At 69.9% G+C, this 23,108-nt stretch carries 15 protein-coding genes; 3 read left to right on the top strand and 12 right to left on the bottom strand.

The genetic code is table 11. The features are described from left to right. The first annotated feature begins 82 nt into the window (after nucleotides 1-82). Nucleotides 83-625 carry a hypothetical protein gene (locus LXT21_RS27660; protein WP_254041185.1) on the top strand — a complete coding sequence of 181 codons (543 nt, stop codon included), beginning with the start codon at nucleotides 83-85 and terminating at the stop codon, nucleotides 623-625. Nucleotides 626-937: 312 nt separating this feature from the next. Here LXT21_RS27660 and polA read toward each other — a convergent pair whose 3' ends face one another. The 11 genes from polA to LXT21_RS27605 form a co-directional block, all read right to left on the bottom strand. Beyond that, nucleotides 938-3,670, bottom strand: a complete 2,733-nt coding sequence (gene polA, locus LXT21_RS27655) for a DNA polymerase I (RefSeq protein ID WP_254041184.1) — start codon at nucleotides 3,668-3,670, stop codon at nucleotides 938-940. Between the two features lie 45 nt (nucleotides 3,671-3,715). Then, nucleotides 3,716-5,953: an FHA domain-containing protein gene (locus LXT21_RS27650; RefSeq protein ID WP_254041183.1), complete on the bottom strand. Its 2,238-nt coding sequence runs from the start codon at nucleotides 5,951-5,953 to the stop codon at nucleotides 3,716-3,718. Nucleotides 5,954-5,959: 6 nt separating this feature from the next. Then, the gene (locus LXT21_RS27645) at nucleotides 5,960-7,747 is read right to left on the bottom strand and encodes an ATPase, T2SS/T4P/T4SS family (RefSeq protein WP_254041182.1); all 1,788 of its coding nucleotides are present in this window, start codon (nucleotides 7,745-7,747) and stop codon (nucleotides 5,960-5,962) included. Nucleotides 7,748-7,921: 174 nt separating this feature from the next. Next, nucleotides 7,922-9,370, bottom strand: a complete 1,449-nt coding sequence (locus LXT21_RS27640; protein ID WP_254041181.1) for a type II and III secretion system protein family protein — start codon at nucleotides 9,368-9,370, stop codon at nucleotides 7,922-7,924. 46 nt (nucleotides 9,371-9,416) lie between these two features. Beyond that, a complete protein-coding gene (locus tag LXT21_RS27635; protein WP_254041180.1) occupies nucleotides 9,417-9,953 on the bottom strand; it encodes an A24 family peptidase in 537 nt (178 codons plus the stop codon). Between the two features lie 112 nt (nucleotides 9,954-10,065). Next, entirely contained in the window at nucleotides 10,066-10,932 is an 867-nt protein-coding gene (locus LXT21_RS27630) for an FHA domain-containing protein (protein ID WP_254041179.1), read from the bottom strand. 63 nt (nucleotides 10,933-10,995) lie between these two features. Then, the gene (locus tag LXT21_RS27625) at nucleotides 10,996-13,161 is read right to left on the bottom strand and encodes a hypothetical protein (protein ID WP_254041178.1); all 2,166 of its coding nucleotides are present in this window, start codon (nucleotides 13,159-13,161) and stop codon (nucleotides 10,996-10,998) included. Continuing rightward, nucleotides 13,158-14,627 (bottom strand): YncE family protein, encoded by a 1,470-nt coding sequence (locus tag LXT21_RS27620; protein ID WP_254041177.1) that lies wholly within the window; start codon nucleotides 14,625-14,627, stop codon nucleotides 13,158-13,160. Before LXT21_RS27620 ends, LXT21_RS27625 begins: the two co-directional genes overlap by 4 nt. 145 nt (nucleotides 14,628-14,772) lie before the next feature. Beyond that, the gene (glyS, locus tag LXT21_RS27615) at nucleotides 14,773-16,878 is read right to left on the bottom strand and encodes a glycine--tRNA ligase subunit beta (RefSeq protein WP_254041176.1); all 2,106 of its coding nucleotides are present in this window, start codon (nucleotides 16,876-16,878) and stop codon (nucleotides 14,773-14,775) included. Continuing rightward, nucleotides 16,868-17,860, bottom strand: a complete 993-nt coding sequence (gene glyQ / locus LXT21_RS27610) for a glycine--tRNA ligase subunit alpha (protein WP_046713338.1) — start codon at nucleotides 17,858-17,860, stop codon at nucleotides 16,868-16,870. The genes glyS and glyQ overlap by 11 nt, the downstream gene beginning before the upstream one ends. Nucleotides 17,861-17,946: 86 nt before the next feature. Then, nucleotides 17,947-20,256, bottom strand: a complete 2,310-nt coding sequence (locus LXT21_RS27605) for a serine/threonine-protein kinase (RefSeq protein ID WP_254041200.1) — start codon at nucleotides 20,254-20,256, stop codon at nucleotides 17,947-17,949. Between the two features lie 183 nt (nucleotides 20,257-20,439). Here LXT21_RS27605 and LXT21_RS27600 point away from each other — a divergent pair, with 183 nt between their 5' ends. Then, nucleotides 20,440-20,829 (top strand): hypothetical protein, encoded by a 390-nt coding sequence (locus LXT21_RS27600; RefSeq protein WP_254041175.1) that lies wholly within the window; start codon nucleotides 20,440-20,442, stop codon nucleotides 20,827-20,829. Nucleotides 20,830-20,838: 9 nt separating this feature from the next. Here LXT21_RS27600 and LXT21_RS27595 read toward each other — a convergent pair whose 3' ends face one another. Next, nucleotides 20,839-22,038, bottom strand: coding sequence for a cyclic nucleotide-binding domain-containing protein (locus LXT21_RS27595; protein WP_407667061.1), 1,200 nt, complete (start codon nucleotides 22,036-22,038; stop codon nucleotides 20,839-20,841). A 141-nt stretch (nucleotides 22,039-22,179) separates the two neighbouring features. Between LXT21_RS27595 and LXT21_RS27590 the strand changes: the two genes are divergently transcribed. Beyond that, entirely contained in the window at nucleotides 22,180-23,010 is an 831-nt protein-coding gene (locus tag LXT21_RS27590; RefSeq protein ID WP_254041173.1) for a helix-turn-helix domain-containing protein, read from the top strand. Nucleotides 23,011-23,108 lie beyond the last annotated feature (98 nt).

Genomic DNA, 23,108 nt, shown 5'->3' with positions numbered 1-23,108 from the left:
CCCCCTCTGGCCAAGTGGCTGGAATTGCTGGAGGGTGCGGACCTCAGGCGCTGGCAACCGCCTTGCTATAGCTCCCGATGCGATGCGGAAGGCACCGGACATGAGCGAGCGGGGACGTAAGGCAGCGGGGTTGGCGAGGTTCTTCCGCCAGCAGCCGGACCGAATCGCCGCGCTGTGGCGGCGGATGCGGATGACGGCGCACGACTCGGACGGCTCGCAGACGCCGCTGAGCCAACTGGACGGACTGGTGGAGCCGTTCGTCCGGGAGCTGGGCGTGACGCTGGAGGGGGACGACACGAGCCCCTGGAGCCGGACGAAGGCGGTGCTGCGGCTGTCGCCGGAGCGTGGCGCGCGCGCCTTGCACGAGGAGTTCTCGGCGCTGCGGCGCTGTCTGGTGGATGCCGCGGAGGTGTTGGGCGGCGGGGATTGGGAGAAGGAGCAGATCAACCGCGCCGTGGACGAGGCCGTGGACTCGGCGGTGGCGCTGCTCCAGCGACTCAGGGATTCGAGGGTGGAAGGGCCGAGGGTGCCCTTCGGGGGATTGGTGGTGGAGTACTTCGAGCGGCCGTCGCGCGTCAGGCACGTGCCGCCCGGCTCGAGGGATGGACGCACCGCGATGCATTGAGTGAGGGGTGGTCGGGTTTGCCGACCCGTTCGGCTTGACGCTCCAGACTGGGAGGGTCCGAGGCCGGCGGGAGGGAGCGTGCCAGGGGTGGGGACCCCGTGGCGCGCCTTATGGGGACGCGTGCTCCCGCTGGGGAGTGGTGAGCGCGCATCGCGAGCCGCTGGCAAGACGCGTGGATGGGGGTCCGCGCGACTCGCCGGTCGGACGGGTCGGCATTGTTGTCGTGGGGGCTGTTTCGTGGGGGCAGTGAGATAGCGCGTGGAACCGCGGGAGGAGCGTCTACGGGGGTGGGCGCTCCTCCCGTGTTGCTTTTCAGTGGGCGTCCGCCCAGCTCCGCCCCGCGCCGACGTCCACCTTCAGCGGCACCTTCAGCGACGCCACGCCCGCCATGCCGCGCGCCACCAGCGCCTTCACCTGCTCCACCTCCGCGTCCGGCGCCTCCAGCAGGAGCTCGTCGTGCACCTGCAGGAGCAGCACGGTGGAGAGCTTCTGGGCGCGCAGCTCCTCGTCCACCACCAGCATGGCCTTCTTGATGAGGTCCGCGGCGGTGCCCTGGATGGGCATGTTGATGGCGGCCCGCTCGGCGGCCTGCGCCACGCCCCGGTTCTTCGAGTTCAGGTCCGCCATGTACCGGCGCCGACCGTACAGCGTCTCCACGTAGCCCGTCTTGCGGGCGGTGTTGACCGTTTCGTCCAGGTAGCGGCGGATGCCGGCGTAGCGGATGAAGTAGCGCTCGATGATGTCGCGCGCCGTCTCCTGGGGGATGCCCAGGCGCGTGGACAGGCCGTGCGGCGACAGGCCGTAGGCGATGCCGAAGTTCACCATCTTCGCCACGCGGCGCTGCTCGCGGTCCACCTGGTCCGGCGCCACGCCGAAGACCTCGGCGGCGGTGCGGCTGTGCACGTCCTCGTCGTTGCGGAACGCCTCCACCAGCACGGCGTCTTCAGCGATGTGCGCCAAGAGCCGCAGCTCCACCTGGCTGTAGTCCGCGCTGACCAGCTGATGCCCCGGGGCCGCCACGAAGGCGCGGCGGATCTCCCGACCCAGCTCCGTGCGCACGGGGATGTTCTGGAGGTTGGGGTCCGTGGAGGACAGGCGGCCCGTGGCGGTGGCGGCCTGGTGGTACGTGGTGTGGATGCGGCCATCCGCGGCCACCAGCGTGGGCAGCGTGTCCAGGTAGGTGCTCTTGAGCTTGGACAGGCTGCGATACTCGATGATGGCGTTGGGCAGCGGGTGCTCCTCGGCCAGCTTCTCCAGCACCTCCTGGTCCGCGGACGGCCCCGTCTTGCCGCGCTTGATGATGGGCAGCTTCAGCTCGGTGAAGAGCACCTGCACCAGCTGCGGATTGGAGCCGATGTTGAACTCGCGTCCGGCGTGCTTGTAGACCTCCTTCACCTGCGACTCGACGGCCGCGTCCACCTTCACGGAGATGCGCGCGAGCTCCTGCGTGTCCAGGCTCACGCCCCGCCGCTCCATGCGCGCGAGGATGGGCAGCAGCGGCAACTCCAGCTTCTGGGCCAGCTCCGAGAGCTTCGCCTCGTCCAGCTCCTTCCACAGCTCCGGGGCGAGCCTGCGCGCGGCCTCGGCGCGCACCGCGAAGCCCAGCGCCAGCTCCTCCGGTGAGTGGTCCGCCAGCGCGCGGTCCTTCTTGCCGCGCCGCCCTTCGGCCGCGGGGGGCAGCGCCGGCAGCTCGGTCACGAGCCGCTCGCGCGCCAGGTCCGCCAGCGCGTGCTCGCGCCGCGAGGGGTTGAGCAGGTAGCTGAGCAGCTCCACGTCGTCGTGCGCGCCCGTGAGGTCGATGCCCTCGTTGGCGAGCACCAGGGTGAGCGCCTTGAGGTCATGGCCGCCCTTCTTCACCGCCGCGTCCTCGAGCACGGCCTTGAAGGCGGCGGCGAAGGCGTCCGGGCGCACCTGGGTGGCCCCGAGGACATCGTGGCGCAGCGGCACGTAGCGGGTGCTCGCGTCGGGCAGGGCCACGCCCAGGCCCACCAGCTTCGCGGCGAAGGGCAGGCCCTCGTAGGCCGGCACCAGGCTCACCGAGCCCGCCGCGCGCACCGCCTGGGCCAGCGCCTTGAGCTCCTCGTCCGTCGTGACGAGCGTCGTGGTGGTGGGCAGCGGCGCGGGCTTCTCCTTCGCGGGCTCGGAGGCCCCCGGCGGTCCGCCCTGCCCCGCCTGCGGCAGCTCCTTGAGCAGCGCGTAGAACTCCAGCTCGGTGAACAGCTCCCGGGCGCGCGTGGCGTCCAGCTCCTTGCGCGTCAGCTCCGCCACGCGGACGTCCAGCGGCAGGTCCGTCTTGAAGCTCACCAGCTGACGGGCGCGCAGCAGGCTCTCGCGGTGCGAGGCGAGGTTCTCGCGAACCTTCGGCTTCTTCACCTCGTCCAGCCGCGACAGCAGCGTGTCCACGTCGCCGAATTGCTGGATGAGCTCCGTGGCCGTCTTCGGGCCGATGCCCGGCACCTTGGCCACGTTGTCCACCGCGTCGCCGATGAGCGCCAGGTAGTCGCGCATCTGCTTCGGTTCGATGCCCAGCCGCTCCTTCACGTCCGCAGGCAGGGTGTGCACGTCCTTCATCGGGTCGAACAGGCGCACGTCCTCGTCGACAATCTGGATGAAGTCCTTGTCCCCGGTGACGACCTGGACGCAGAAGCCCTCCGCCTTCGCCTTCTGCGCGAGCGTTCCGATGACGTCGTCCGCCTCCCAGCCCGGCATCTCCAGGATGGGCAGGTTGAGCGCCTCCACCACGCGGCGGATGAGCGCGAACTGCGGCACCAGGTCCTCGGGAGGCCCTTCGCGGTTCGCCTTGTACGTGGGGTCGATCTTCTGGCGCTCCACGCGGCTCTCCTTGTCGAAGGCGAGCGCGACGTGGGTGGGCTTCAAGTCCCGCAGGGACTTGAGCACCATGCGCGTGAAGCCGAGCACGGCGTTGGTGGGCACGCCCTTGCTCGTCGTGAGCGGCGGAATCGCGTGGTAGGCGCGGAAGATGAAGCCGGACGCGTCGATGAGGACCAGGGTGGGCGCGGAGCGCGGAGGGCTGGTGTCGGCCATGCCCCCGTGCCTAGCGCGCCCGTCCCTCCCTGTCCACGTCGCGCGCTAGTTGCAGCTCCACTCCTTCTTCTTCGCGACGACCATCTCCTCCACGCCGTCACCCTTGACGGCCAGGTCCAGCACCGCCGCCAGGTCCGGACAGCCGCCGGCCCCACGGAAGGTGTTGAGCGCCAGCGTCGAGCAGAAGCCCGCCGCCTTGTTGAGGTCCGCGTTGCCCGCGTAGAAGCTGAAGCCCAGCTTCCACACGCGGCACGCGCGGCGGTTGTCCTCGCGGTCCGCCCAATGCCTGCCACGCTGGTAGGCCTTGTCCGCCATGTCCTGGAGGATGCTGCGCCGGTAGAACGACGGCTTGGACTCGGCCAGGTCGAGCATCAGCGACTTGTCCACCTCCAGCGCCTCGCGCAGCGGCTCCGACGCCTTCTCCGGGTCATCCGCGGCCAGGTAGCTCTGGCCACCCTTGAAGAGCTGATCCACCGTGGACATGGTCTTCATCATCTCGTCCGCGGCCCCGTGCAGCGCCGAGGACTCGTAGTTGGCGCGCAGCTTCTGCAGCGTGGCCAGGGCCTCGCTGCCGCGGCCGGACCAGTAGTCCATCATCGCCGCCTGCATCAGCTTGTTCGGGTAGCGCTGCTTCACCGACTCGAGCACCACCGTCTTCGGGTCCGTGGGCAGGTTCTCCTGGTTGAGCACCTCGGCCACCGGGCACGTCCAGGGGATGGAGTTCGGGTCCAGCTTCAGGCGCGAGATGAGGAACTTCACGAACAGCGGGTCCTTCGGCCGCCACTCGTTGCGGCGCAGGCGCCCGTCCAGCTTGAGCGTGTAGCCCAGGGGCGGCTGCAGGTCCTCGCGCGGCTGGTTCTGGCACCACACCGCCATGTACGTCTGGCAGCGCGGCACCGCGGCGCTCCACTGCGAGTTGTTCAGGTAGCGCTTGCAGTCATCCAGCGCGCGCTTCGTCACCTGCTCGGCCGCCTCGCTCGCCTTGGAGCGAGCGCGGCGGAAGTACTCGCTCTCGCGCGGAATCTTGCGGAACGACGCCAGGGCCTCCTCGGGCTTGAGGCGCTGCACCAGCTTCTCGCCCGCGGAGAAGTTCTCGTACGCCTCCTTCTCCAGCTTGATGCGGCGGATGAGGGTGTTGGCGTCCGTGTTGATGGGGTCCAGGTCCAGCACCTGGGAGCAGATCTGCTCGGCCTTCACCCAATTGGGAGCGCCCAGCTCGCTGGACGCGAAGGAGCGACACTCGCTGAGCAGGTCCGAGATCTGTTGCGCGGGGTCCACCTGCACGCCCGGCCCCATGGGGCGGTTCGTGTCCGAAGGCGTGGAGGGCAGCATCACCTTCACCACGCCGGCCACGAGCAGCACCGCCACCAGGCCACCGCCCGCCACGAACAGCTTCTTGCGCCGCGCGGCCTCCGGGTCTGCACCGCCGTTGCCAGCGTCTCGACGCCGACTGGGCGGAGGCGCGCCCGCGCCACGCCGGGAGGGCACCGCCGCCGCCTCTTCCTGCGGCGCCTCGAAGGTCAGCTCGATGACGCCGAACTGGAGCTGGTCTCCGGGCTGGAGCTCCACGGGCTCCGGGCCCAGCGGGTCTCCGTTGAGCAACGTGCCGTTGGCGCTGCCCAGATCCCTCACCAGGACGCCCCGGCTGGAAGCCTCGAGCTCCGCGTGCTTCCGGCTGACCGAGTCGTCCTCCAGGATGATGGCCGCCGGAGGAAGCCGGCCCACCAGCACCTTGCCCTTGAGCGGATACGTCTTGCCCGCCCAGGGCCCCACGGTGCCCCGCAGCAGCGGACCGCTCGCGCCACCTCCCGCGGGCCCGCCCGCCGGCTTCGGACGCTTCGCCAGCGCCCCACCCGGAGGAGGAGCGCCCGCGGGCTTCGACTTGACGCTCGGCAGGGCCCGCGTGGCGCGCGCACCACCGCCCTCGCCGCCCACGGGCATGGGCGGCTCGGAGCCGGCGGCCTTCGCGGCGCGCCGGGGGCCGGACGCGCGGCTGGGCGCGGCCTTGAGGCTCAGCGTGTAGTCACCGAGCACCACCTCGGACTGAGGAGTGAGGGCCGTGGGCTCGGCGATGGCTTCGCCGTTCACGAAGGTGCCGTTGGCGCTCCCCAAATCCTCGATGAAGACCGTACCCGCCTCGGTGAAGACGCGCGCGTGCGTGCGCGACACGCCTCCCTCGGTGAGCAGGATGTCACAGCCCGCCTGACGACCCAGCTTCAGCTCGCCGACGACTTCGTGCTCGTTCTCCGTGCCGTCGGGCAGACGGACGACCAATGTAGCCATGGCGCGTCAGTCCTCGCGGAAGATGCTCATGTTGACGGGGATGCCCTTGCGCTGAAGCTCGTCGTAGAACTTCGGCACGAAGCCGGACGCCACGAAGCGACCACGCACCTTGTGGTCCTCCGTGAAGCCGTCCTGCTTGTAATAGAAGATGTCCTGGAGCGTGACGATGTCGACCTCCATGCCGGACACCTCCGTGACGTAGCAGATCTTCCGCGTTCCGTCGGAGAAGCGCGTCTGCTGGACGATCATGTGCACGGCGCTGGAGATCTGTTCGCGGATGGCCTTCACCGGCAGGTCCATGCCGGACATGAGCACCATCGTCTCCAACCGGGCGATGGCGTCGCGCGGCGTGTTGGCGTGCAGCGTGGTGAGCGAGCCGTCGTGGCCCGTGTTCATCGCCTGGAGCATGTCCAGCGTCTCGCCCGAGCGGCACTCGCCCACGACGATGCGGTCCGGACGCATGCGCAGGCAGTTCTTCACCAGGTCGCGGATGGTGATGGCGCCCTTGCCTTCCAGGTTGGGCGGCCGGCTCTCCAACTGCACCCAGTGGTCCTGGGGCAGCTGCAGCTCCGCGGCGTCCTCCACCGTGACGATGCGCTCGTCGTCGGGGATGAAGGCGCTGATGATGTTGAGCGTCGTCGTCTTGCCGGAGCCGGTGCCGCCGGAGATGACGATGTTGCGCCGGGCCTTGACGCACATCTCCAGGAACTCGGCCATCTGCGCCGTCAGCGTCTTGTACTTGATGAGGTCCTGGATCTTCAGCGAGTCCTTCTTGAACTTGCGGATGGTGATGCAGGGACCCTTCAGCGCCAGCGGCGGGATGATGGCGTTGACGCGGCTGCCGTCCTTGAGGCGCGCGTCCACCAGCGGGCTGGACTCGTCGATGCGCCGACCGATGGGCGCCACGATTCGCTCGATGACGCCGAGCACCGCCTGGTTCGAGGAGAACGTCTTCTCCGACAGCGTCAGCTTGCCCTTCTTCTCGATGTAGATCTGGTTGGCGTGGTTCACCATGATCTCGCTGATCTCATCCGACGCGAGGAACGCCTCGAGGGGCCCCAGGCCCAGCGCCTCGTTGATGACGTCGGTGAGCAGCTCCTCCCGGTCCACGTCCTCCGGGAGCTCACCATCGGCCTCCATCTGGTCGATGATGTCGCGGATGGCCTTCTCGGTGCGACGCCACAGCTCGTCGTCACCCAGCCGGTCCATGTCCATGCGACGCAGGTCGAGGTACTCGATGAGCCGGTCGTGGATCTCCTTCTGGAGCCGCGTGTAGCGCTCCACCCGGGGGTCCACCTTCTTCTTGTTCTTCGCCAGCGCGGACGCCATCGACGCGGGCATGCGGCCCGCCGCGGGCTGAGGAGGCGGCGGCGGAGGCGGCTCCTCCTCCTCGTAGGGCTCCTCGTCCTCGTACTGCTCCTCCTCGGGGTAGCCCTCCTCCTCACCCTGGTCGTCGTAGGCCTCTTCTTCCTGGCCCGCGCGCGTCATCGCCGGACCCGCGTCCTCCAGCGGTTCCACGTTGATGATGTAGTCGCCGATGTAGATCTGGTCCGTCGGCTTCAGCACCTGTGGCGCGGCGATCTTCTTGCCGTTCACGAAGGTGCCGTTCGTGGACTTCATGTCCACGATGATGCACTTGCCATCCTTGGCGACGATGCGGGAGTGGTACTTCGAGACATTGCCCTTCGCGAGCATGATGTCATTGCCGGGCAGCCGACCGATGGTGATCTCCGGCTTGTGGTACTCACGCTGCTCGGTCCCGCCGCCCTTTTCCGCGAGGGTGATCAAAAACATGGGGCTGATGCTACCAAGCGCCTCTTCCACCTCAAAGCGTCGCTCGCAGCCGAATGCCCGCCCGCAAAGCCGACGGGCCGGCTCCCACCCCCGAAGGGGAAGGAAACCGGCCCGTGACGGGGCCCCTGGTGGGCCCCGGTGACACCTGGCGCCGGGTGAGCGGCGCCCCGTGTTTCAGTCGAAGATGTTGAAGTTCACCTCGGACCGGGCCTGCTTGTAGCGGCTCTTCACGTCCTCGATGATGGTGCGGACCTTGTCGGAGTCCGGGTTGACGATGCGCGGCGTGACGAAGATGACCAGCTCGCGCTTGGTCGAGTCGAAGCCGCGGCTCTTGAAGAGCTCGCCGACGATGGGGATGTGACCCAGGCCGGGAATCTTGGAGACGGACTTCTGCTCGTCGTGGCTGAACACGCCGGACAGGACGATGGTCTCACCGTGGCGCACGGTGACGTTCGTCTTCACCTTGCGGGTGCGGAAGCCCGGAATCGTGGACGAACCGCCGAAGGACACCGCGACGGACGTGTCGATTTCGGAGGCCTCGGCCTCGATCTCCGTCTGGATGTTGCCGTTGCGGTCCGCCGTGGGGCGCAGGTTCAGGATGACGCCGTACTTCTTGTACTCGACGGAGAACTGGTTGTTGGTGATGAGCGGAATCGGGACCTCGCCGCCCGCCAGGAACTCCGCCTTCTCACCGCTGGCGCACACCAGCTTGGGCTGCGCGAGCAGACGGCCGTAACCGTCGTTGCCCTGGAAGCCGATGGAGAAGTCCGCGCCCGCCGTCAGGCCCAGGTTGGAACCGCCCTGGCCGAAGGTGCCCGGGAACAGCTCCTGCGTCACCGTGGCCGCGGCGGACGCTGTGCCCGTGATGTCCAGGGGGTAGCGGATGCCGTAACGGTCGCGGCTGTTGCGGCGGATTTCGACGAACTGGACCTCCGACAGAATCATCCGCTTGATGCCGACCACGAGCAGGTTCTCCACCTTCTCGCCGATGGCCTTGGTGATGAGCTCCGCCTTCTGGAGGTCCTGCTGGCTCTCCACCGAGCCCTCCAGGAAGATGGTCGCGCCGACCACGTTGGCCTGCACGTTCTTCAGGCCGCCCTTCTGGAACGCGGCGTTCAGGTTCTGCGCCACCAGCTTCTTGGCGTTGGGGGCGATCTTCACGAACGACTTCACGTTCGGATACAGGCTCACCACCTGCTCGATGCGGTCCGCGTCCTGCGTGGTGTAGGCCTGACCGTCCAGGTAGATGCGGTCTCCCACCATGCGGACGGAGACGCCTTCGATCTCACCCAGCAGGCGCTTGATCTCCGCGATGACGTCGTTGGGGTCCTGCTTGCGCACGTTGATGAGGTAGCTGGTGCGCTGACCGGTGGTCTTCCAGATGAGGAGGGTCGTCTTGCCTTCCGCCTGGCCGGTGACGAGCAGCTGGCCGGAGCCGAGCGTCTTCACGTCGGCGATGGACGGATCGCCGAGGGCCACCTTGCTGAGGCCCGGGATGTTGAGAACCTTCTGGGCGCCCACCCCGAGGCTGAACGTGGTGCCTTCCTGGGCCAGGGCGGAGCCGCTGGCAACCAGGGCAACGAGCGCGCCCAGGGCGGCGGCATGCGTGAAGCGTGTGAACATCGTGCGTGTCCCCTCTTCCAAAGTCTCTGCGCCTACAGTCTCTGCGCTAACCCAAGCTTTGTTGCTGCCACCACACCGCCCAGAAGGTCCCGAGCGCGATGGCCACCCCGTAGGGGATGTGGCGCTGCGTGGAGGGCTCCGTCTCCGCGCGCGCCAGGCGAAGACGGACCGCCCAACGCCGCAGCGCCGCCGCCACCGTGTCCCAGACCGCCCCCTGCCACAGGAGCGAGACCACCGCCTGGGCCGCGCCCACCAGGGAGATGAACGCGGCGGCCGCCATCGACGCTGGGAACCCCAGCACGGCGCCCACCCCACCCATCAACTTCACGTCGCCCCACCCCATCCGCCCCCGGACCGCCGCGGGCACCAGCAGCAGTGCCAGGCCCACGCCCGACACCAGCCCGCTGATGAGCCCCTGGTCCAGCCCCCCCACCCCTTCGGTGGCGAGGCGCACTCCCAGCCCCACCGCCATCAGCGGGTAGGTGACCACGTCGAGGATCTCCCGGCGCATGACGTCCGTCACCACCGAGATCACCAGGGCCACTGCAAGGGCCGTCCAAAGCGCGAGTTGTCCAGGCGTCATCCGTCGCCTGTCCCATTCGCGTCCAGGCGTCCGGTATCAAACCAGGGACGCCTGGAGCCCGTCAATTGGCGAACAGCGAGAGCCCCCCTGGAACGAGGGGTGTCTCATCGTCTCAGCGGAAGATGAGCCGGATTTTCTCGCTGCAGATGAAGTACTCGTCCGAGTCTTCGATCTTGCGGCGTTTGATCCGCTGCTTGTTGAACCAGGTCCCGTTGGACGAGCCCAGGTCCTCGATGATCCAGTCATTGCCTTCCTGGCTGATGACGGCGTGCTCGCGCGACACCTTGCCGGAATTGATGACGAAGTCGCAGTGCTTGCCGCGGCCGATGACGTAGCGCTCCTTGACGATGCGCTCCTCGCCACCGTCCTCCGTGCAGAGGTAGAGCGCGGCGCCCTCCTCCTCGGCGAGCTCGTCCGCGGGCTCCTCCTCGGGCTCGGCCTGCTCCTCGTCCTCGAGGGGCGGCTCGTCCTGGTCGGGCAGCGGCTCCTCGTCCTCGACCATCTCGTCGGTGGGCGGGGGCGGCTCGTTCTTGCCCTTGATGAGGCGCTCGAGCTCCGCGGCGGTCTCCAGCACGCGCTCGGCCACCTCGCGGCGGACGGGGTCATTGTCCAGGCCGTTGGCGGAAGAGCGGTCCTCGGGAGGAGGCGGCGCGCCACGGCCCCCCGCACGGGCGGGCGCGGGTGGCTCGGCCTTGGGCGCCGGCGCGGGCGCCAGCACCGGGGGCGCGGAGGGACGGGCGGCGGGGGCCGCCGCCACGGGAGACGGACGCGAAGGCGCGGCCACGGGAGCAGGCGCGACGTGCGCCTCCCCTCGGGACTTCGCCTCGATGAACCCGTTGAGGCGCGCGAACATGAACAGCGCCTGGTTGATCAGGGCGTCGCGGTCCGAGCCCATCTGCTGGGCCATGTCTTCGTACGTCTCCCACAGGTGGTCGGCGATACCGACCTTGCGGGCGGGGCGTGAGTTCTGATCGATCATCGGTCTTGACTCGGACGGTACAGGATGACCCGGACTCTAACAGACACCTCTGGCCACGCCCAATTACTCGAACGCGGACAGGCCGAACGCGTTGAGCGTGTTGTCGGTAATCACGCTCAGGTTCAGCTGTAGAATTCCATCGGCGGAGGGGTAGGCGATGTAGGCCAGGGACGCCCCACCCTTCTGGGCCGCCACCACGGGACCCGGCAGCGTGTAGAACACCAGGCCCGCTCCCGAGGACGAGGACGTGTCCACGCCGAAGATGTGGTTGCGGATGCCGGACCCCACGGACACCACGAACCGATCACCCCGACTCAGCGCGCTGCTCGCGGTCGCACGAAGAGTGAGAGGTGGCGGCGTGGCCGGGAAGAGCGGCACCGTGAGGTCGCTCGACACGCCACAGGTGACGGCGGAGTTGGCCACCGTCGTCGTCTGGGTGAAGTCGATGGGGTGGAAGAAGTAGCTCGTCGGAATCTGGTAGCCCGGCCCCGAGTCCGCCACGTCGCGGGAGAGGACCTCACCCAGGTCGTTCACCAGCACGAAGGGCTGGTCCCCACCAGCGCGCACCGTGAAGAGGGGCAGCTCCGCGCAGTCCTCGGGAATGGGCGTCGTCGTCTCGAGCACCACCTTGCCGGCCTCGCTCGCGGGCCGGATGCTGGTCACCTTGAGGTCCGTGGTGCAGCGGATGTCCTGGTTCGCGAGGACGATGGAGTCGTCCACCCTCACCTGCCGGGAAACCTCGGCGGACTGGAGGACCACGAAGCTCGTGGGCGTGGTCAGGTCCCGCGTCTGGTCCACCATGGTCGGGAACGCGCCCTGGAAGATGAAGCGGAACAGCCCGTTCTCCACCGAGCCCTCGAGCAGCGTCCGCCGGGGGACGCTCGTTCCCGTCGGATTCGACGGGTCGCACGGGTACTCCACCACCTGGCTCACGTTGACGAGCGTGGAGGCGTCGCCCACCGTGATGGCCTGCTCCAGCTCGTTGCGGGCCTCCACCACCACGTTGGCCCGGCGCTGATCCAGGTCGAACTGACGCCGGTCGCTCGCCGAGAAGGTGGTGATGCTGCCGTTGGACGACGGCATCAGCCCCAGCAGGGGTACCGTCGCCGACGCGTCCGCGGTGATGGTCCCCTCCGCGCCCAGCAGCCGCAGCCGCAGGGTCGCCGTCGGGACCAGCGCCAGCCCCGTGGGCAGACCGTCCGGCGGACGGATGGGCAGCATCTTCGCGCCGCTCAGGTCCGTGGCCGTCAGGCCCGTCACCGTGTCCACCGCGAGCACGCCCGTGCACTCCGGCGCGCCACCGCATGACAGCTCGTCCTTGATGCCGAAGACGAACTGCCCCGCCGCCATCACCTGGGTCTCGTTCTGCGGCGTCTCCGCGTTGTCGGGGATGGACACGCGCGGGTGCGTCACCAGGTAGCGCACCGGGAAGTTGTCGAAGCCGCCGGACAAATCCCGCACCGCCGCGGAGGGCGTGGTGCAGTCGACGCTCGTCGCCGGGTTCGTGTCCGCCACCAGCAGCGTGCGGCCCGTCAGGCCCGTGGCCTGGCGCGTGGCCACGACGAGCTGGTCGTTCGGGAGCACCGCCATCGCCTGCACGGACTCACCCGGCTGCAGGCAGAACAGCGTCACCGCCGCCGGAACGGTCTCGCCCGCCACCAGGGCGAGGGGGCCGGGCACCCGCTGACGCTCGATGCGCGAGCCGCCCGTGTCGGGCTCGAAGGGCGCGTCGGGGTCCTGGATGCCGTAGTAGAGCACGCCGGGCCCGGGCGTCTGTCCCTGGGGCACGGGCGCGGGCGAGCGCGCCGCGAACGCGGTGATGAGGCTGCGGCCCTCGATCCGGAGCACCTGCACCAGCCGCTCCGGGTCCGCGGCCACCACGGAGATCTGCGAGGCGCCGGCGCTGCGCGCGTAGACGTAAGGCCCCGGGTGGTCCGCGCCTTCGTCGGTGTAGCCCACGTCGCGCGTGAGCGAGTCCGGCCGGTCCAGCACCGGGATGGCCAGCGTCTGCAGCGGGTTGGGCGCGGGGATGAACTGCTTGGGGTCCTTCGACAAGTCGAGGACCTGGAGCTCGTCGCGGTCCGAGGACGTGACGAAGACCAGGTCGCCGACCATGGCCAGGTCATAGGTGCCGGACAGGCCGGCGAAGCCCGTGGTGGCCTGGGTATCCGAGCAGCCGGCGCCCAGCCCGGCGCACGCGAGGAGGACGGTGAGGGTGCCGCGCTTCACGGGGAGGACTCCTGACACACGCTGGTGCCCTGACGCGTGTCGCGGAGCTGCTGCACGCCGAGCAGGGCGACCCGCCGCGCATCCTGCGGCCGGTCGAGGTTGGGGATGTCGATGACGGCGACGCGTCCGTCGCCAAACGTCGTGGTGAACAGGCGCGCCGAGTTGTTCCGCACGTCCGCCGTCAACCCGTAGGGCTGGCTGGGCTGGGCCGGGTCCTGGTCTCCGACGAGCACCTGGGCCACCAGCTGTCCCACCTCCTCGTCGTAGATGGAGACCGCCTCGTCGCCACTGCCCGTCACCGCCACCAGGTTGCCGCGACCAGCGGCCCGGGGGATGACCTCCAGCTCGCTGGCGCCCTCGGGCAGCGACTGCGCGGACACCACGCGCAGCGTCGGCAGGTCCGCGCGCGCGTTCTCGATGTCGATGATGAGCAGCGTGTCCGGACCTCGCGCGAGCAGATAGACGCGCTCGCGGTCCAGGTCCACCTGCGTCGGGTCGTCGCGCCGCGGCAGGGACACCACCGCCACGCCGCGCGCCTCGCGGATGGAGTAGATGCTCCGCACGTCGGTCTCCAGCACCCGGTCGGTCGCCGTGCGGTCCACCAGGCGCAGCACGTATGCCGCCGACAACGTGCCCAGCTGCTGCGTCGCGGAGTTGCGGCCCGACGCGTAGAGGTACCGGCTGCCGATGGCCACCGAGTGCGCCGCGCCCGGCAACAGCCCGTTGACGCCCAGCGGGACGAAGCTCGCCGGGCTCAGCGAGTCGCGCGTGGGGGCCGCCGCGGGCAGGTCCACCAGATACCCCTGGAGGTCGGACTGGGTGTCCGTCGTCGGCGGGCCGACGAGCTCCGTGTGCGTCACCCACACCCGGCCGTCCGGGTTGAAGCGGTCCACCGTGACGCCCAGCGGCGCCGGCGCGCCCGGGACACCATCCTTGTTGGCGCCCGGGACGCCCACCAGCGAGAGCGCGTTGACGCGGCAGTCGCGGTTGGACGCGGACTGCGCGCACGTCAGGCCCAGCCCGTCATCCGCCACGTCGATGACCTGGAGGTAGCTGCCCTCGGCGCGCGTCGGGACGAACAAGCGGGGCGAGCGGCCCGGCGGGGTCCAGAGCGTCATCTCCCCGGCGAAGCTGTCGATGCGCACGTAGCTGCGGTTGGCGTCGACCTTCAGGTCGGTCAGCAGCGCGGGGAAGCTTCCGACCTCGGCGGCGTCGGCGAAGTCCTTGCCGAAGGGCCGCAGGCCCAGGGCGTCCAGGTCCAGCGCCGTCACCGCGCCGGATTCGTAGCACTTGTCGAAGTTGGCTCCCGCCACGTACAGGAATCCGTTCGTGGACTGGGTGACCTCGGGTCGCCAGAAGGCGACACCGCTCGGATAGACGAGGCGAGTGGACGGCGGAGGCTTCTGCGTGGTGTCGACACAAGACGACAGCAGCAGCAGCGCGGAGGTGACGAGGTAGGGGCGCATCAGAGGGGGCGGGAGTGTAGGAAGGGGCCTCCCCCCGGGCAACCGGAAAGGGGCCGCGCCATTCCCGGGCGCACGGCAGCCGACGAACCGGCGCCCCCGGGGACGTGCTCCATCCCCCGGGGGGCAGGCGGCCGCGTGCAGGCCGTCAGGCCGCGACTTCGGCCTGGATCTTCGAGAAGTCGGCCACCTGGTTGAACAGGGCGCCAATCTCCGTGAGCAGCCGGATGCGGTTCTCCCGCAGCTCCTTGTCCTCGGCCATCACCATCACCTTGTCGAAGAAGGTGTCCACGACGGGCTTCAACCCGGTGATTTCCTTGAGGGCGCCCGCGTAGTCATCCCCCTGGAGCAGCCCCGTCACGGACGTGCGCGCCTGGGAGAAGGCGGTGTGGAGCTGCTTCTCGGCGTCGTCCACCAGCTTCTGGGCCTGCGTCTGGCCCCCCGCCACGTCGCGGCCCTGCTTCTCCACGATGTTGACCACGCGCTTGAAGGCCGCGGCCAGGGGCTGGAAGTCGGCCCGCCCGACGATGAGGCTCAGCGCCTCCAGGCGCTTCTGGGCGGCCACCAGGTCATCGAAGCCCGCCGCGAGCACCGCCTCCACCACGTCCGTGCGGTGCTGCTCCCCCCACAGCGCCTTGAGGCGCCCGCGGAAGAACTCCAGCACCTGCTCGCGCGGCGCGGGGTCGCCCGCCTTGCGCTTGACGTTGGCCAGCCGGGGGGCGAGCAGCCGAAGCGCCTCGTCCACCGCCGCAGACAGGCTGAAGCGGTAGCCCCGCCCCAGCACCAGCCGGATGATGGCCAGACACGCGCGGCGCAGGCCGAACGGGTCCGCCGCGCCGCTGGGCACCTTGCCGATGGCGAAGATGCCGCACAGCGAGTCGAGCCGGTCGGCGATGCCGATGAGCGCGCCCGCGTCCTGCGTGGGCAGCGCGTCCTCGGCGCCTCGGGGCAGGTAGTGCTCGAAGATGGCCAGGGCCACCGCGTCCGGTTCGCCGCTGGCCCGCGCGTACTCGCGGCCCATGACGCCCTGGAGCTCCGGGAACTCGCCCACCATGCCGGTGACGAGGTCCGCCTTGGCCAGCGTGGCCGCGCGCTCGATGGTGGCGCTCTCCCCTGCCCGCTTCGTCTGCCCGGCCAGCCACACCGCCAGCGAGCGGAAGCGCTCCACCTTCTCCAGATAGGTGCCCAGCTGCCCCTGCCACACCACGCGGCCCAGCTTCTCCACGCGGTCGGCGAGCGGCGTCTTGCGGTCCTCGTCGAAGAAGAAGCGGCCGTCCGCCAGCCGCGCGCGCAGCACGCGCTGGTAGCCGCGCAGGCTGAGCTGCTCGTCGCGCACCGGCGTGTTCGACACGGCGATGAACTTGGGCAACAGCTTCCCCGCCCCGTCCACCAGCGAGAAGTAGCGCTGGTGGCTCTTCATCTCCTGCACCAGCACCTCCGCCGGCAGGTCCAGGTGGCGCTCTTCGAACGTGCCCACCACGGGGCTGGGCAGCTCCACCAGGTTGGTCACCTGGTCCACCAGGCCCTCGTCCTCGAGCAGCGCGCCGCCGGCCGCCTTCGCCGCCGCCGTCACCTTCTCGACCAGCTGGGCGCGGCGCTTCGCGATGTCCGCCACCACGTTCGCCTTCGCCAGCGCGGCCTCGTAGTCCCCAGGCGCCTTCAGCTCGATGGCGCCGGGCGACAGGAAGCGGTGGCCGTACGTCACGCGGCCGCTCTTCACGTCGCCGAAGATGACGGGCACCACGTCGCCGCCGAGCAGCGCCACCAGCCACTGCACGGGCCGGGCGAAGGAGGACTCCACGTCACCCCAGCGCATGGACTTGCGGAAGTTGATGGAGTGCACCGCCGCGTACAGCGCGTCCGGGACGATGTCCGCCGCCGCGCGGCCCTTCTCCTCCACGCGCGCGGACACGTACTCACCCTTGGCCGTCTGCGCGCGACCGAGCTGGTCCACCGAGAGCTTCAGCCCCTCGGCGAACTTCTCCGCCGCCTTGGTGGGCTTGCCCTGCGCGTCGAACGCGGCCTTGGCGCTGGGCCCCAGCACCTCCTTCACCACGTCCTTGCCCGCGTCCGCCACGTCGCGCACCCAGACCGCCAGGCGCCGGGGCGTGCCGTAGACCTTCACCTCACCGTGCTCGAGGCGCGCGTCCGCCAGGCGCTCCGTCACCACCCGGCGCAGGTCCTCCAGCGCGGGGGCGATGAACGAGGCGGGGATCTCCTCCGCGCCCACTTCCAGGAGCAGATCACGCGCCACGGGTCACCTCCGCCTTCTCCTTCTTCTCCACCGGCTTGTTGAGCTGCACCGTCTTCCAGTAGTCGCTGGCGGCCTTGCCCTCGAGGATGGCGGGCTGCTCCCCCACCGTCCACGGCGTCTTGAGCAGCGGATAGCCCAGCCGCTCACGCATCTGGAGGTAGCCCTCCGCGCACAGCCGCGCGTTGTCCCGCACGCGCTTGATGAAGGCGGCGCGCTCCGTGACGGAGATGGCGCCGCGCGCGTCCAGCAGGTTGAACGTGTGCGAGCACTTCAGCGCGAAGTCGTACGCGGGCAGCGGCAACTGCCGCTCGATGAGCCGCTTGCACTCCTTCTCGTACGCGTCGAACAGCGAGAAGAGCATGGCCGCGTCCGACTCCTGGAGCGCGTACCGGCTCATCTCCACCTCGTTCGGGTGGAACACCTCGCGGTACTTCACGCCCTTGACCCACTCGATGTCGAAGACGTTCTCCACGTTCTGCAGGTACATGCAGATGCGCTCGAGCCCGTACGTGAGCTCCGCGGAGACGGGCTTGCAGTCGAAGCCGCCGCACTGCTGGAAGTAGGTGAACTGCGTCACCTCCATCCCGTCGCACCACACCTCCCAGCCCAGGCCCCAGGCGCCGAGCGTGGGCGACTCCCAGTCGTCCTCGACGAAGCGGATGTCGTGCTCGAGCGGGTCGATGCGAATCTTCCGCAGCGACTCCAGATACAGCTCCTGCACGTTCTTGGGCGCGGGCTTGAGGATGACCTGGAACTGGTGGTGCTGGAACAGCCGGTTCGGGTTCTCACCGAAGCGGCCGTCCGCGGGGCGCCGAGACGGCTGCACGTACGCCACGTTCCAGGGCTCCGGCCCCAGCGCGCGGAGGAACGTCGTGGGAGCCATGGTGCCCGCGCCGACCTCGAGGTCATACGGCTGCGTGGAGAGGCAGCCCTGGTCGGCCCAGTGCTTCTGGAGCGTGAAGATGAGGTCCTGGAAATACATAGCGATGGTGTCCTTCTCGCAGTGCGTCGAAGGAAAAAGAGCCCGCGGACCCTATTGAGGGGGTCCGAGGGCGTCAAGGACGGCGCTCACTCCTTGTACAGGGGGAGGTCCGCCAGTCGAATCTGCAGCTTCGTCACCTCGCCGGGCTTCACCGGCGCGGACAGGCGCCGGCTCACCCCGTCGGGGCTCGTGGGGTCGACCAACCTCAGCGTGTACGTCCCCACCGGCAGCGGGAACTTCAACAGCGGCGTGGTGCCCAATTGGGTGGCGCCGTCGAACACCGCCGCCCGGGGCACCGTGTAGAGGGTGATCCACCCGAGCCCAGCCTTCGCCGCGCCCTTGGGGGTGCTGGTGTCCATCACCTCCGCCAGCGCGTCCGGGTCCTTCGTCACCGTGGTGACGGGCTCGTCCTCCGGCTTCTCCTTGCCGGCGTACACCCGCGCCTTGCGCGTGACGGGCTTGGAGGCCTCGGCGTTCCGGGCCACCTGGGCCGGGTCCTCCTTCGGCGACTCCTTCCCCTTGCGCACCGTGGCGGTGGACGCGGGGCGAACCTCGGGCGTGGTCGGGGGTGGCTCCGGCGGGGTCTCGGGCTGGGCGGTGGGCTCTGGCGCGGAGGGTGCCTCGGCCTGCTGGGCGCCAGGACGGGGGTCCGGCGCGGGCGCGGTCCCCGGGAAGCCCGGCGGAGGCCCCGGCTTCTGCTGGGGCGGCCACTCCGCGTTGAGCGTGGGGTCGACAGGGGCCTGTGGATCCAGCTCCGCCTTCACCCAGGCCTTCGCGGACTCGTACGCGGGAACGAACTGGGCGCGGATCATGGGCTGCGTCGACGCCCAGCCCGCGGCGCCCAGCAGCGCGAGCAGGAACAACCGTCCCATCCAGCGGGACTTGGGCTTCGCGGCCGGCGTGTGCACCGGCGTGTCCGAGCGCGACACGCCCCGTCCACGGCCCGCGGACCCGGCGCCAGGGCGCGGAGGACGGGTGCGGAACTGCTGCGTCGACAAGTCACTCGGCTCGTCGAGCGAGTCCACGTCCTCCTGTGGCTCCTCGCGCGCCGCGGGACGCGGACGCGGCGTGCGGGACGTGCTGCCCGCCTCCAGCAGCGCGCGCGGGGCACGCGGCGTCGTCGAGGCGGCCTCGGAACCGGTGCGCCGCTGGGGCATGGGCTTGGGACCGCTGCCCGCGCGCGTGGGGACCTCCGGGTCCGTGGGCGTGGCCGGACGCCGCTGGGGAACCGGCTTGGGCGCGCTGCTCCCATCCGTGCGCCGCTGCGGCGTCGGCTTGGGCGCGCTGCTCCCATCCGTGCGCGCCGTGCGGGCCGCCGTCGGCGTCGGCAGCTGCGCGGTGGCGCCCATCTCACCGACGTCGTCCTGCTGCAGCTCGTCGGCCGCCTCGCTCACCCGGGCGTCCTCGGCGCGGCTGGCCAGCTCCAGGAGCGTGCGCGTCTTCTGGCGCTTCTCCTCGAACAGCTCGCCCATCACCGCCGTGACGCCGTCCTCGTCGAACAGCTCGGGCCCGAGCGCCGCCTCGATGGCCCGCGCCATCTCACGGCCGCTCGTGAAGCGCTGCGTCGCGTCCCGGGCCAGCGAGCGCATCACCACCGCATCCAGCGCCTCCGGGATGTCCGGGTTGGCGGCGCGGGGCGACGTGACGTTCGCCTCGACGATCTGCAGCATCACCGCGGCCTCATGCGGGCCGTTGAACAGCCGCTGGCCGGTGAGCATCTCGTGGAGCATCACGCCCACGGAGAACAAGTCGCTGCGGCCGTCCATCGCGTGGCCACGCACCTGCTCCGGGGACATGTACCCACTGGTCCCCTTCACCGTGCCCACCTGCGTGCGCCCCAGCCGCCCCCTCGCCTTCGCGATGCCGAAGTCGATCACCTTGACGACGCCGTCATAGGTGAGCATCACGTTCTTCGGGGACACGTCCCGGTGCACCACCGCCACCGAGCGGCCCGACGGGTCCGTGAAGTGGTGGGCGTAGTGCAGCCCCAGGCACGTGTCGCGGATCACCCGGCCGATGAAGCCCAGCGGCAGCCCGTACTGGCGCCGCGAGGCGGCCTTGATGACCTGCTCCAGGTTCTGCCCGGGCAGGAACTCCATCGCCAGGAACAGCTCGCCGCCGTCCTCGCCCAGGTCGAAGACCTGTCCGATGTTCGCGTGCGAGAACGCCGCCGTGATTCGCGCCTCATCCAGGAACATCTGGACGAATTGCTCGTCCTTCTTGATGTCCGGGAGGATCTGCTTGACGGCGACGAACTTGCGAAATCCGCCCGGCCCCGAGGTGAAGGCGAGGAACAGCTCCGCCATCCCTCCCATCGAGAGGCGGGTGAGGATCTCGTATTTTCCAATGCGCCGCCCCCGGTCGGGATCTTCGCTGGCGCCATCCTGCCTGGCCATGAAGCGGGGCATGTTACCCGTGCGCTGCGTCCACGTCGATGACAGTCGCGCGAAAAGGACCCACCTCCTGGGTGAGCCGAGCCACCAGCCGTGCCCACTCCCCCACGCCCGGATGGAGTCCTCTACAGTGCGCTGTTCACATCACGCGGGCCGAAAGCCGAGCCCCTCTCCGAAAGGACGCCCATGTCTCGCGACGCAGCGCAGCCTCGACTCCTGCTGGGAATGCTGGCCACCCTCGTGCTGCTCGCCTGTGCTCCCGCGCACGCCGACGAACAGGCCGTGGCGCCCAAGGACACGAATACCCAGTCCTCCCAGAAGAAGGACGGCGCGAAGCAGGAAACCCCCGCGAAGGAGGACACGAAGCAGGCCCCCGAGGACACCGGGCCGGGCGAGGGCGGCCAGTGCACTGGCAAGGCGACCTTCTGTGGCGTGTACTCGAGCGTCTTCTGTAACAGCCAGCCGGGCTGTTCCTACTCGTACGCCACCAAGCGGTGCATGGGCCTCGCCATGGATTGCACGAAGGCCACGAACGCGGCCTTCTGCAAGAAGATCAAGGGCTGCAACTGGAAGTGAGCCGCCCCGTCAGGCGCTGAGGGCGCGCACCCGGGCCGCGAGGTTCTGCGTGAAGAGACGGTAGATGCGCAGGGCCGCGGCCTCGTGGGTGTCCAGGTAGTGCTCGAACGCCGTGCGGCTGATGCGCAGCGCGCGCACGGCCGTGCGGGCCCGCACGTGCGCGGACACCGGCGCGTCCTGCACCAGGGAGATCTCCCCGAGATACTCCCCGGGCCCCAGCGAGTTGAGCAGCCGCGCGTCCGACTCCGGGCCGCTGAAGACGTCCACCGTCCCCTCCATCAGGACGAGCAGCGCCACGCCGGGCTCTCCCTTCTCCAGCACCACCGAGTCCTGCGCGAGCACCACCTGCCGGGCCTGCCGGTAGAGGTCCTTCATGTCCTCCAGCGACAGCTCGCTGAAGATGGGGATGGCCTTGAGGAAGCGATAGCCGTTGGCCACGGGCGTGGTGGCGGGCGCGTTGCGACGGCCGAGCACCGCCTCCGCCTCCGCGTTCATGCCCATGCGACGCAAGAGGCGCGCGCGCTCGGTCACCATCGCCGGTTCGGCCCGCGCCACGTCGGAGCTGGTCAACGCGTCCACCAGCACCGCGAGCGCGCGGTGCGTGAAGCCCTCGACATCCAGCAGCCGGCACATGCGCAGCACGGCCTCGATGTAGCGCGGGTCCTCGGGCGTCACGCCGCCAAGGGTCTCCACCTCCGCGTGAGGCTGACCGAGCTCGCGGTAGAGGTCCGCCGCGTCGAAGGGCCGCTTGAGGCGCACCAGGCACTGCGCCATGGACTCACGCGCGCCCAGGCCTCGGTACACCTCCAGCGCGCGCTCCAGCGCCCCCGCGCGCTCGAAGGCCGCCGCGGCGCGCTCGGACTCACCCGCGCGCAGCCACGCCTCCCCCGCCTCCATGTACTGACCGCTCTGCACGTAGAGGTCGGCGGCCGCGGCGTCGTCGCCGCTGCCGTCCATCAACCGCGCGGCGCCCAGGAAGTCCCGGGCGCGACGCAGCACCTCCACCAACCCGCGTCGCTCCTTCACCGGCCCCTGCGCGGCCTGCTTGCGCAGCCGCTCGCGCTGGGAGGCGCCCAACTCCTCGTAGAGCTGCGCGGCCTGCTCCGTGTCCTCCAGCTCCACCAACGACCGCACCGCGCGCAACGCCCCTTCTGCATCCGTCCCCATGCGTGCTCCCCCCACGCGAAGCCCCACTGTGGCTCCTGGCATGTCTCATCCTCCGGCCCGGTTGGCCGCCAGAAAAGGCCCGGTTCGACGCTTTGTATCGCGACGACACCGAATGACACGACGCCCCCATACCTCGTACAGGCCTTAAACGTGAGATAGAAAGCATCCAGCCGGATTCATCCCATGCCCCGCGCACGGCCCATCACCGTCTCGACCTGGACGCCCGCCGGAGCCCCCGGTGTCCAGGTCCTCCGAGTAGAGGATGACACCCGGCTGTGGACCGGCCACGCCACCGCCTACGGCCTCACCGTGACGTACTCGGGCGCCTTCGACTTCTGGTATCGCCAGCGCGTCTGGAGCCACGGTCCCGGCCCCCGGCTCAAGCTCAAGGAGCCCGGCGAGGTGCACCGCGACGAGCGGGTCCACGCCCCCGTCACCGCGCAGTCCATCACCCTCGCCCCCGCGCTCGTGGAAGACGCGGCGCGACAGCTCGGCCTCACCGCGGCACCCCACCTGACGCACGCCGTGAGCCACGGGCATGGGCGCACGGAGTCCACCGCGCTCGCGCTCCACGAGGCCCTGGCCCGAAGGACGCCGGATGCGCTCGAGCGCGACAGCCTCATCGCCCAGACACTCGAGGCGCTGCTCTCCGAGTACGGCGAGGCCCGCCCCAGGCTCTCGCGCGCCACGCACCGCCCCGCCGTGTCGCGCGCGCGTGACGTCCTGCATGCGAGCTACACGCGGAACGTGGACCTGGAGTCGCTCGCGACGAGCGTGGGGCTCAACAAGTTCCATCTGCTGCGTGTGTTCCGGGCGGAGCTGGGCCTGCCTCCCCATGAGTACGTGACGCACCTGCGCGTGGCCCGCGCGAAGACGCTGCTCACCCAGGGGCTCTCCGCGAGCGCCGTCGCCGTGGAGGTGGGCCTCTATGACCAGAGCCAGCTCAACCGACACTTCGGGCGCATCGTCGGACTGACACCCGGGCAGTACGCTCGCGCGATGCGACGTCAATAACGCCCAAGCACGTCTCCTCCCCTCGCCTCTATTCCTCGGTGCCGCCGACACGCCGGCGCTCGCGACCGTCCGCGAGGCCGCTCCACCGAGGAACACCG

Origin of the sequence: Myxococcus guangdongensis, from assembly GCF_024198255.1 — a bacterium.
GTDB lineage: Bacteria > Myxococcota > Myxococcia > Myxococcales > Myxococcaceae > Myxococcus > Myxococcus guangdongensis.
Note: the sequence above shows the minus strand (reverse complement) of the source record. Positions and strands in the feature narration are given on the sequence as shown.